This window comes from Curtobacterium sp. VKM Ac-2922 (assembly GCF_022815645.1).
Taxonomy (GTDB): domain Bacteria; phylum Actinomycetota; class Actinomycetes; order Actinomycetales; family Microbacteriaceae; genus Curtobacterium.
Window position 1 is genome coordinate 178,527 of the sequence record NZ_JALGRO010000005.1, and the last position, 10,662, is coordinate 189,188.

A 10,662-nucleotide genomic window follows, 5' to 3' on the forward strand; every position below is an offset into this window, starting at 1 on the left:
GTCCTGGCGGGAACGGCTACCCTTGTGCGCTGTGACGGACGCGCGCCAGCAGTTGATCGACCACATCACGGCCGAGGCCGTGTTCCACGGTGACTTCACGCTCACCAGCGGCAAGAAGGCGACGTACTACATCGACCTCCGCAAGGTGAGCCTCGACCACCGCGTGGCACCGCTGATCGGACAGGTCATGACGGAGCTCGTCGACCAGGTCCCCGACGTCGTGGCCGTCGGCGGCCTGACGATGGGTGCCGACCCGATCGCCAGCGCCGTCCTGCACCAGTCCGCCGCCCAGGGCAAGGCGTACGACGCGTTCGTCGTCCGCAAGGAACCCAAGGACCACGGCCGCGGCAAGCAGGTCGAGGGCCCGGACCTGCGCGGCAAGCGCGTCGTCGTCCTCGAGGACACGTCGACCACCGGTGGTTCCCCGCTCAAGGCCGCAGAAGCGCTCGAGCGCGAGGGCGCGATCGTCGCAGCCGTCGCCGTCGTGGTCGACCGCGACACCGGCGCCAAGGAGAAGATCGAGGCTGCCGGGTACCCGTACTTCGCGGCCATCGGGTTGGCTGATCTGGGGCTGTCCGCGTGACCGAGGAGCGTCCGGACGACGCGCGCGAGCCCGACGACGTCGCTCGCCCCGCAGCAGGGGCGGACGACCAGGAGGCTCCGCCCGCGTCCGCCCCGGACGCTCGGTTCCCGGGTCTCCGCAGCGCCGCGGACATCTTCGGTGCCCCGCGGACGGCCGACGAGTGGCCCTCGCGTCGCGAGCGCCGCGAGGCGGAGCGCGCGGCCGCGGAGACCGGCCAGCCGCTGCCCGAGCCGTTCGAGCCGCCCGCGGCACCCGAGCAGCCCGCCGCGCCGGAGCCACCGGCAGCACCGGAGCAGCCCGCCGCGCCGGAGCCGCTCGCCGACGACGCCACCCAGGCGATCTCGATGCCCGAGGAACTCGCCCGGCCCTCGCAGCCGGCGCAGCCCGCGTCCGACCCGGACCGCTCCCTGCTGAGCAGCCGGATCCCCGCCGCGTCCGACGTGCCCCCGAACAGCACCGCGCCGCACCCGAGCGCCATCCAGCTGCCGTCGGCGATGACGCACCGTGAGCAGCGCGCTGCCGAGGTGCTCGCGATCGAGGCCGAGCGCCGCCGGAACGACCCCCGCGGTGAGGGCCGTGACGACGTCGACTGGCTCGGCCGCGCGACCGGTGCGCCCGCGCCCGCGCCCGGGCTCGGCGACCTCCCGACCCCGACCGGCCCCGTCGCGCAACCGCTGGGGGTGCCGAACGCACTGCCGACGAGCGACGAGCCGCCGAGCTTCACCGACCTGCTGCGAATCCCCGGGGGCGACCAGGCGGACAAGCCCTTCAACTGGGCCGTGCACGACGACGCCACGGGCGAGGTGCCGGTCGCGCTGACGTCACCCTCGTACGACACGACGACGCTCGACGTCGGTTCGTGGTCACTGGCGGCCGACCACGACGACGACGATGACGTGGTGTCGGGCGAGATCCCTCTTCCCCCCGTCGCGGCCGCGTCCGTCCCACTGCCGACGTCGATGCCTGCGCCGGCCCCGGCACCGGACCCCACGCCGCCGACCGACCCGGTGCGCCGCGACGCCCCGAGCGACAGCGGCAGCTGGTCCCTGGTCGACGAAGCCGTCCGCACCGGCGAGACCCCGTGGTGGGCCGCCGACGAGCCCACCGCGGCCGACGAACCCGCCCCGTTCCCCATGAACGACCTGCCGGCGGACGCCCCGACGACCGACCCCTCGTCGACCGACCGCCCGACGACGGACCCTTCGTCGACGGACGTCCCCGGCGCCGACGTCCCGACCCAGGCGATGCCGGCACTCCAGCGCCCGACGCCGACCCCGCCGCCTGCGGAGCAGCCGACCCCGCCGCCCGCCGAGCAGCCGGCCCCGCGCCCGGCCCCGACACCTGCCGACCAGCGGCAGGCTCCGCCGCTGGTCCAACCGACCCGCAGCCCGTTCGGCCTGCCACCGGCAGCGCCCGGCGCCGACGACCTCGACCAGTCCGAGTGGGACGGCCGCGAGACCAGCGACACGAGCGCCATCAAGGACCTGTTCGGCACCGAGGCGGTCGACCAGCTCGGCGCCACCGGCTACGACCCGCACGACACCGGCACGCGCATGATGCCCGCTGCCGTCGCGCCCACGCCGGCCCGCACATCGTCCCCGGGCGCATCGGGGTCCGGCGCTCCGGTGCCGCCCCCGGCCGACACGGGCAACTTCATCAACCGCGGCTTCGCCCGGCTGCGCGGTGAGGGCACGCGCGGCAAGCAGCTGCTGTTCGGCGGGGCGATCGTGATCATCCTGGTGATGCTCGTGGCGGTCTTCGCACTCACGTGGTGGATCAAGAGCAACAACATCGACGAGAAGCTGACGCCGACCAAGTCCCCGGCGGCAGCATCGGCCTCGGTGCAGACCAGCAGGACCGCGGCGCCCCAGGCCGCGGCGCCCCCGGCCTCGGCCCCGACGATCGCGTTCGCCACCACGGCGGCTGCGCCCGGCCAGCACCCCTGGTACGAGCTGGCGGGCGGCGAGTGCCTGACCCCGTTCACGAACGCCTGGGCCGAGGACTTCACGGTCGTCGACTGCGGCTCCGCACACGCGGCGCAGCTCACCCGGCGCGGTGCGATGGAGGCGGACGCGTTCCCGGGTGCGGACGAGGCGAAACGCATCGCGACCGACCAGTGCCAGTCCGACGGCGCACTCGACGTGTCAGCGGCATCCGCCTACGGCGACGTCCAGGTGCAGAGCGTCTACCCGCCCGACGACGCCTCGTGGAACCGCGGCGACCGCTTCTGGTCGTGCTTCGTCACCCGCTCCGGCGGCGGCACGATGACCGGCTCCCTGGCACCGTCGGCCTAGCCGACCTCAGAGAGCCAGGCGGCACCAGACGGCCAGCCGACCCCAGAGAGCCAGCCGACCCCTGACGGACGGGAGGCTCCCCACCGGACCGGTGGGGAGCCTCCCGTCTGTGGTGTGGCCGGGTCTCAGGCCGTGACCGGGACCTGCGCGGACACGTCGCTGAGCGTCGCCAGCTCGTCCTGCGTGAGCTCGAGGTCGGCCGAGGCGAGCAGTGCCGGCAGCTGCTCCGTGTTGCGCGCCGAGGCGATCGGCGCGACCACGTCGGGCTGCGCCTGCAGCCAGGCCAGCGCGACCGAGGCGATCTCGGCGTCGTGTGCCGAAGCGATCGTGTCGAGCGCGTCGACGACGGCCAGGCCGGCGTCGGTGAAGTAGCCGGCGACCTGCCCCTCGCGGTCCTTGCCGGCGAAGTCGTCCTTGGTTCGGTACTTTCCCGTCAGGAAGCCCGCGGCCAACGCGAAGTACGGCACGACGCCCAGGCCGTGCTCGTGCGCGAGCGGCGCGATGTCGGACTCGTAGGGCTGGCGGGTGACCAGGTTGTAGTGCGGCTGGATCGCGACGGGCTTGGCCAGACCGTGCTGGTCGGCGATGCGGATCCACTCCGCTGCGCGCTCCTTCGAGTAGTTCGAGATCGCGGTGTAGCGGACCAGGCCCTCCTTGACGAGCTGGTCGAACGCGCGGACGCTCTCCTCGAGCGGGGTGTCCTGGTCGTCGAAGTGCGCGTAGTACAGGTCGATGTGGTCGGTGCCCAGACGCTGCAGGCTGGCACGCGCGGCCTTCGCGACGGTGTCCGCGGACAGGCCCTTGAACTCGGGGTGCTGCGAGCCCTTCGTGGCGATGACGACGTCGTCGCGCTTGCCGGACTTCGCCAGCCACGAGCCGATCACGGTCTCGGACTCGCCGCCGGAGTTGCCGGGCGCCCAGGCGGAGTACACGTCGGCGGTGTCGATGAAGTCGCCGCCGGCCGCGGTGTAGGCGTCGAGGACCTGGTGCGAGGTCGACTCGTCGGCAGTCCACCCGAAGACGTTGCCGCCCAGGGCGAGGGGGAAGACGTGCAGGTCGCTGGTTCCGATGCGGGGCATGCGGGGTCCTTTCGTCGCAGTACGGTTCGTGGCCCACGGTATGCCGCGCGCCTTGACATCGGTGTGGTGTCGGGGTGGGCTGTGGGGGACATGCCGACGCTCACCTCGTACCTCGCCGACCCCCGTCCGACCGTGCGCCTGCGGGCGGTGATGGCAGCGGGGACCTCGCCCTCGACCGACGACCTCGAGCTGCTCGTGGAGCAGTGCCGCGACGAGCCCGACCTGCAGGTGCGCGAGATGCTGACCTGGGCGCTCATCCGGCTGCCCGCTCACGTTGTGCTGCCCCGCGTGCTCGCCGAGCTCGACCGACCCGAGGCGCAGGCGCGGAGCCAGGCACTGCACACCCTGTCCAAGATCCACGACGGGTCGGTGTACCCGCAGGTGGTCGCGCGGCTCGGGGACGACGACCCCGGCGTGGTCCGGACCGCCTGGCGTGCGGCCGTTGTGCTGGTGCCCGAGGGCTCGCGGGAGTCCCTGGCCCGGGCGCTCGCCGTGCAGCTCGGACAGGGGGACCGCGAGACCCATCTGGCGCTGAGCCGTGCGCTCGTCGGTCTCGGCGCAGCCGTCGTCGAGCCCGTGCTGCGGGACGCCTCGGCGCACCGGTCGACGGCCGTCCGCGAGCACGCCGCCGAGACCGAGCGTCTGCTGCGCGACCCGGACGCCGCGTCGGAGCTCGCCCGGGAGCGAGCCCGTCGCGAGGTGGCGCTGGGGCGGACGCGGTCCGCGAAGGGCTGACACGGCCGCGCACGGTGCTGACTTCCGGGCCGGTGCGAGGTTGCGCGGCCCGTGCAGCGCAACAAGCGAGCACCAGGCGACCAGACGCGCACCAGCGCGTCGCGCTCGGGACGGGAGGAACGTGGCGGGGTCGCCACGGGCCTCCAGTGGGTGCCGCGGGGTTCCGGGGCGGGCGAGCGAGCCCGACGATTCGGGTTGCCGAACAGGGTGGATCGGCTTGCGCATGCGGATCGGAGCGCGCCAGCATGGGTGCCGAAGGGGAGTAGCTCCCAGCGCGTGCATCGACACACTGGCCATCACGATGATCGGCCCGGTGCACCACTCCGGTCGGCCTGGTCACGGGCAGTCGGAGCGAGCGAGACCTTCGGCCGTTCTGCCATGGCCGAAGCCGCTCGAAGTGTGTGTGCTGCGTCATGGCTCGACCACGAGGACCACCATGACCGAGACCATCGCCGTGCAGGCACCCGCCACCGCGGCGCCGGCTCCCCGCATGGGCGCCAGTGCCTGGGGCAAGATCGCGATCTGCTTCGCCATCGCCCTGCCCGCCGTCGCCCTCGCTGCTGACAGGCACTGGCGTGTGACGGGGTTCGCGCCGAACCCCGTCGTCGACCTGCTCGTGTTCGGTGCGGCTGTCGTCGCCGCGTCGTTCCTGCTGGCCTGGGCCGCCGAGGCCGCGCAGAAGGACATCGCCGGCGCGCTCGCCATCGCGATCCTGGCGCTCATCGCCGTGCTGCCCGAGTACGCCGTCGACCTGTACTACGCGTTCCGGTCCGGCTCCGACCCCGCGTACGAGCAGTTCGCCGCCGCCAACATGACCGGGTCCAACCGGTTGCTGCTGGGGTTCGGCTGGCCGCTCGTCGTGATCATCTCGCTGCTGGTCGCCCGCCGGTTCGTCCGCACGGGTGCGATGCCCGCCGCGGCGACGAAGGTGCTCGAACTGGAGCGCTCGTCGCGTGTGGACATCGGGTTCCTGGCGCTGCTGGCCCTGGTCGCGTTCCTGATCCCGGCGATGGGCTCCATCCCGCTGTGGTTCGGGTTCGCGATGCTCGTCGCGTTCGTGCTGTACTTGTGGCGGGCCTCGAAGACGTCCGACGACGAGGACGACGACGAAGAACTCGTCGGCATGGCGGGAAACCTGGCGTCGATGGGGCAGCGCCCGCGCCGGTGGACCATCGTCGCGCTGTTCGTCGTGGCTGCCGCGGTCATCCTGGCCTCGGCCGAGCCGTTCGCCGACGCCCTGGTGCAGTCCGGCGGCGCACTGGGCATCGACAGCTACTTCCTGGTGCAGTGGCTCGCCCCCCTGGCCACCGAGGCGCCCGAGTTCATCGTCGCCGCCCTCTTCGCGCTGCGGGGCATGGGCGGGGCAGCCATCGGGACGCTCATCGCCTCGAAGGTGAACCAGTGGTCGCTGCTGGTCGGGTCGCTGCCGATCGCGCACGTGCTGGGTGGTGGCACCACGGGCGGGCTGCCGCTCGACGCTCGGCAGGTGGAGGAGTTCATGCTGACCGCGTCGCAGACCGTGCTCGGCGTCGCGATCATCATCGCGCTGCGCTTCCACCGGTGGTCGGCGATCGCTCTCGTGGCGCTGTTCGCGGTGCAGTTCGTCGTGACGGACACCGGTGGGCGGTGGGTGTTGAGCGGGGTGCACGTGGCGGTGGCCCTCGTGGTGCTGTGGATCAACCGCCGCGACATCGTGCCGACGATCACGGCCCCGTTCCGGCGCCCGTCGAGCCCGGCGCTGCGCTGAGGGTTGGCGGTGCGGCGGTGCCGGGGTCGTGCGGTGCCGGGGCGGTTCGGCGGTTGGGTGCGGGGGTGCGGGGGTGCGGGGGTGCGGCGGCGCGGTACCGGGGCGGTTGGGTGCTGGTTCGAGTGGTCGCAACACCCCGTCCGGCCATCGTCGAGTGGTCGGACAACGTCGCTGGGGGCGTCGGCGAGCGACGGGATGCGACCGGTCGGCGGACGTGAGCGGGGCGTTGTGACCGGTGGGCGTGCGGCGGGATGCGGCCGGTGCGGCGGGGCGCGACCGCCCGTCGGACGGGAGGCTCGGGGCGGGCTGGCACCGGCCCTCCCGTCCGGTGGTCCCACGTGATCGCGCCGGTTCGACTGGTCACGACACCCCGTCGGTCGCGCGCCGGCCGGTCGGAGAACGTCGCTGGAGACGTCGGCGAGCGACGGGATGCGACCGGTCGGGGGACGGTGAGCGGGGTGTTGTGACCGGTCGGGCTGGGCAGCGCCAAAGGACGGGGCGCGCCTGGCAGCGGGGCGCGCCCGGCAGCGGGGCGCCGCGGCGAGGCGGGGCGGGTCAGTCGGCGTCGGGAGCGAGCCAGATCGCGGCGGCGGCGGCGGACGGCAGGTCCACGAGCGACTCGGTGCCGTCCGGGGAACGCCGGGACACCGCGATGACGCCCGCGTAGTCCCGCACCTGCTCCACCCGCAGGTGCGTCCCGAGCCCGACGCCGAGCTCGTCGAAGTAGCGCAGCAGCGACGGGTCGTCGTCCGAGACGCGGTCGACCGTGCCGCACGAACCGGGTGCGATCGTGCCGAGCAGCGCGCCGGGGGAGTCCGGCACCGTGCCGTCCGCGCGCGGGATCGGGTCGCCGTGCGGATCGTGCGTCGGGTGGCCGAGATCGGCGTCGACCCGGTCGAGGAAGGTCTCGGAGACCGCGTGCTCGAGCGCCTCGGCCTCGGTGTGCACCTCGTCCCACGAGTAGCCCAGGCGTGACACCAGGAACGACTCGATCAGCCGGTGCCGTCGGACCATCGCCACGGCGACCTGCTGCCCGAGCGGGGTGAGCACGACGCCGTAGTACGGGGTGTGCTCGATCAGGCCGTCGCGGTCGAGCTTGCGCAGGTTGCCGGACACCGTCGACGCCGACACCTTCAGCGCGGCGGCGATGTCCCGGGTGGCGATGCCGCCGTCCCCACGCTCGCGCGCCTTCCAGATGAGCTTGACGTAGTCCTCGGCCATCGTCGAGAGCGAAGGGAGGCGCATGCCCCAATGGTACAAACAGGGATGCCCGAACCCACGCGCCGTCGTCGCCGCTGGCCCGTCCCGCCGTCGTTGCTGATCGGCGTCGCCCCGGTCGTCGTCTTCGCGGCGGTCAGTGCCTGGCGCGCACGGCCCAGTGACGACTACCCGTCGCTCGGGCTGACGGTCGACAGCGTCCTGCGCGCGCTCGTCGTCCCCGAGGGCATCGCCGCGATGGCGCTCGCCGTGGTCGTCACCGGGCTCGGGTGGTGGCGCATCGCGACCGTCGATCCCACTCGCGGTCGTCCGCGGTGGACGTGGGTCGCTCCCGCGCTGATCGCCGTGGTGTGTCTGGCGCGCCTGCCGCTGGTCGACTGGACGGCGCTGCCCTGGCACTACTTTGCGCTGCTGGGCATCGGTGTGCTGTTCGTCGGGGTCTTCGAGGAGCTCCTGACCCGCGGCGTGCTGCTGGTCGGGCTGCGTCGGCGCCTGCCGGAGTTCGGCGTGTGGATCGCCTCGTGCGTGCTGTTCGGGCTGCTGCACCTGCTGAACGCCCTGGCCGGCGCGGGCATCGGCCCGACGCTGATCCAGGTGGTGTTCGCGGCGTCGTTCGGGTCGACGCTGTACCTGGCCCGCCGACTGACCGGCAACCTGCTGCTGCCCGTGCTGCTGCACGCGTTCTGGGACTTCGGCTCGATCGCGGTGTCGGCGACCTCGCGGCAGGGCTTCGACGACATCGCGGTCGCCGGGGCCATCGGGCTGTTCGCGTTCGCGGTGCTGGCGCTCGGCGTGGTGGCCGGCGGGGTGGTGGCCTGGCGCGACGACCGACCCCGACGCCTGCGCCGACGCTGGCGTGACGTCCCGCCGCGGGACGCCGACCACGACCACGTCCCGCCCCGGGACCACGGGCACGACCACGTCCCGCCCCGCGACACCGCAGCGCCTGCCGGACAGCCCGAACCCGTTCCGGACCGGAACGACCTGCGAACCCGCACAGACACCCCGTCCGGTTCACCTGCCTGACGGCAACCGTTCCTCGGACCGTCACCGGGCCTCCTTACCGTCACTGCGATCCCAACCCGGGAACCCAGCCCGTCCGGACACCGTCGCCGGCCGGACCACAGGAAGGAGCGTCGCCCCGACCGGGGCGGCAACCACGCATGCGCACATCCGCACGCGCCATGGCCACAGGGGTGACGGTCGCAGCGATCGCGACGTCCCTGGTCATCGGCAACCCGCTCGTGGCGAACGCCGCGACCTACCCGAGTGACTCCGCCAAGCCCGACCTGGTCTCGCTGCTGAGCGGCTACGACTCCTTCTGGAAGTCCAGCGGCACGAACGACCTGCACGGCACGGTCGTCAGCGGTGCCACCCTGGCGCAGAACGACCAGCTGACCTCGTGGATCAACCAGAACGCCACGAAGGCGCAGCAGTTCACGGCGCTGCAGGACTCCGAGTACAAGAACACCCCCACCGGGTACGACCAGTCCTCGACCGTGGGGCAGGGGCTCGGCGACGCGCTCGAGAAGCTCTACCTGCAGGGCCGGCAGAACGGTGACCTGCCGCTGACCGAGGCGCTCATCAACAGCAACACGGGCACCACCGGCGCCTACGTCAGCACCGGCACCGCGAAGGCGCACTTCAGCTACCCGCGCCCGTACCTGCCGACGGACGCCTCGGCGACCCTGCCGGCCGGCGACGACCAGGTCAACTGCGCACCCGCCAAGGTGAACGCCTCGTCGCTCGCCGCGAACCGCACCGGCAAGGCCTGGGCGGACGCCAAGGGCAACCTGACGATCACGCGCGTGCCCGTGCAGACGGACACCACGCACGAGTTCTCGCCGAGCGACGTCGTCCTGGACCCGGGCTACGGGACCCAGGGCATCTGCACCGGCGGTTCGTACCCGAGCGGCCACACCACCACGGCGTACCAGGCCGGCATCACCCTCGCCACACTCGTCCCTGAGCTCGCGCCGGAGATCCTGGCCCGCGCGTCCGAGAACGGCAACGACCGCATCGTGCTCGGCGTGCACTACCCGCTCGACATCATGGGTGGTCGCATGGACGGCGAGGCCGCCCTGGCAGCCCGCTGGTCCGACACCGCGTTCCGCACCGACGTGCTGGAGCCCGCCCGGGCCGAGCTCACCGCCTACCTCGAGGCGAAGTGCGGCAACACGCTGGCGAAGTGCATCGCCGCCGAGAAGCCCTACCAGAACGACCCGTACGGCGGGAAGGCGATCCCCGGCGGCACGTCGCAGATCGTGACCGACCGCGCCTCGGCCGTCAAGGTCTACAACGAGCGCATGGACTACGGCTTCGCCAAGACCGGCACCACCGGCCTGGCCCCGAGCGTCCCGACCGGTGCCGAGAACCTGCTGCTCAGCACGTTCCCGACCCTGACCGACGCCCAGCGCACCGCCGTGCTCGCCCAGACCGAGATCGCCTCGGGTGACCCGCTCGACCAGTCCGGCACCGCGAACGGCTCGTGGGAGCGCATCGACCTGGCCGCTGCCACCAGCGCCACGGTCGACGTCGCTGCCGACGGTTCCGTCAAGGTCGTCTCGACCGGCGGCACCGCGAAGGTCGTCTCCGGCGTGCTGACCGCCCCGAACGGCACGACCGTGCAGGCCGGGTCGCAGCTCGCCCTGGCCGGCACCGGTCTGACCGCCGGCGCGACCTACCAGGTCGTGCTGCACAGCGACCCGGTGGTCGTCGGCACGCTCACCGCGGACGCGAACGGTGCCGTCACCGGCAGCGTCGCCATCCCGGCGGGCACCGCGGCCGGATCGCACACCGTCGACCTGGTCGACGCCGCGGGCGCCTCGGCACTCGTCGCCCCGCTCGCGATCACCGTGACCGCTGCCCCCACCACGGGCGGCACCACCGGCACCGGCACGACCGGGTCCGGCACCACCGTCACCACGCCGACCGGCATCCACCTGCCCGTCGTCAGCGGCTGACGCATCCCACCCGCGGGCCGGCCGACGCACCCAGCGTCGGCCG

8 protein-coding genes are annotated in these 10,662 nt (G+C 73.1%); 6 read left to right on the forward strand and 2 right to left on the reverse strand.

The features are described from left to right. Positions 1-31 precede the first annotated feature (31 nt). Positions 32-583, forward strand: a complete 552-nt coding sequence (gene pyrE / locus MT346_RS08020) for an orotate phosphoribosyltransferase (RefSeq protein ID WP_243562316.1) — start codon at positions 32-34, stop codon at positions 581-583. Continuing rightward, the gene (locus MT346_RS18385; RefSeq protein ID WP_243562317.1) at positions 580-2,877 is read left to right on the forward strand and encodes a septum formation family protein; all 2,298 of its coding nucleotides are present in this window, start codon (positions 580-582) and stop codon (positions 2,875-2,877) included. The genes pyrE and MT346_RS18385 overlap by 4 nt, the downstream gene beginning before the upstream one ends. Positions 2,878-3,002: 125 nt before the next feature. Here MT346_RS18385 and MT346_RS08030 read toward each other — a convergent pair whose 3' ends face one another. Next, positions 3,003-3,956 (reverse strand): aldo/keto reductase, encoded by a 954-nt coding sequence (locus tag MT346_RS08030; protein WP_243562318.1) that lies wholly within the window; start codon positions 3,954-3,956, stop codon positions 3,003-3,005. 90 nt (positions 3,957-4,046) lie between these two features. On the opposite strand from MT346_RS08030, the gene MT346_RS08035 reads away from it, so the two are divergent. Together MT346_RS08035 and MT346_RS08040 are read left to right on the forward strand one after the other, a co-directional pair. Next, on the forward strand, positions 4,047-4,691 hold the full coding sequence (locus MT346_RS08035; RefSeq protein ID WP_243562320.1) for a HEAT repeat domain-containing protein: 645 nt from the start codon (positions 4,047-4,049) through the stop codon (positions 4,689-4,691). Between the two features lie 436 nt (positions 4,692-5,127). After that, positions 5,128-6,438 (forward strand): sodium:proton exchanger, encoded by a 1,311-nt coding sequence (locus MT346_RS08040; RefSeq protein ID WP_243562322.1) that lies wholly within the window; start codon positions 5,128-5,130, stop codon positions 6,436-6,438. Between the two features lie 555 nt (positions 6,439-6,993). Here the strand turns inward: MT346_RS08040 and MT346_RS08045 are convergent. Beyond that, entirely contained in the window at positions 6,994-7,683 is a 690-nt protein-coding gene (locus tag MT346_RS08045; RefSeq protein ID WP_243562323.1) for a metal-dependent transcriptional regulator, read from the reverse strand. 21 nt (positions 7,684-7,704) lie between these two features. On the opposite strand from MT346_RS08045, the gene MT346_RS08050 reads away from it, so the two are divergent. Together MT346_RS08050 and MT346_RS08055 are read left to right on the forward strand one after the other, a co-directional pair. Continuing rightward, the gene (locus tag MT346_RS08050; protein ID WP_243562325.1) at positions 7,705-8,682 is read left to right on the forward strand and encodes a CPBP family intramembrane glutamic endopeptidase; all 978 of its coding nucleotides are present in this window, start codon (positions 7,705-7,707) and stop codon (positions 8,680-8,682) included. Positions 8,683-8,840: 158 nt separating this feature from the next. Beyond that, a complete protein-coding gene (locus MT346_RS08055; RefSeq protein ID WP_243562326.1) occupies positions 8,841-10,619 on the forward strand; it encodes a phosphatase PAP2 family protein in 1,779 nt (592 codons plus the stop codon). The last annotated feature ends 43 nt before the right edge of the window (positions 10,620-10,662 follow it).

Coding starts and splice junctions, on each gene's coding strand:
- MT346_RS08055 (WP_243562326.1), top strand. CDS start 8,841: ATGGCCACAGGGGTGACGGTCGCAGCGATCGCGACGTCCCTGGTCATC.
- MT346_RS08030 (WP_243562318.1), bottom strand. CDS start 3,956: ATGCCCCGCATCGGAACCAGCGACCTGCACGTCTTCCCCCTCGCCCTG.
- MT346_RS08045 (WP_243562323.1), bottom strand. CDS start 7,683: ATGCGCCTCCCTTCGCTCTCGACGATGGCCGAGGACTACGTCAAGCTC.
- MT346_RS08035 (WP_243562320.1), top strand. CDS start 4,047: ATGCCGACGCTCACCTCGTACCTCGCCGACCCCCGTCCGACCGTGCGC.
- MT346_RS08040 (WP_243562322.1), top strand. CDS start 5,128: ATGACCGAGACCATCGCCGTGCAGGCACCCGCCACCGCGGCGCCGGCT.
- MT346_RS08050 (WP_243562325.1), top strand. CDS start 7,705: ATGCCCGAACCCACGCGCCGTCGTCGCCGCTGGCCCGTCCCGCCGTCG.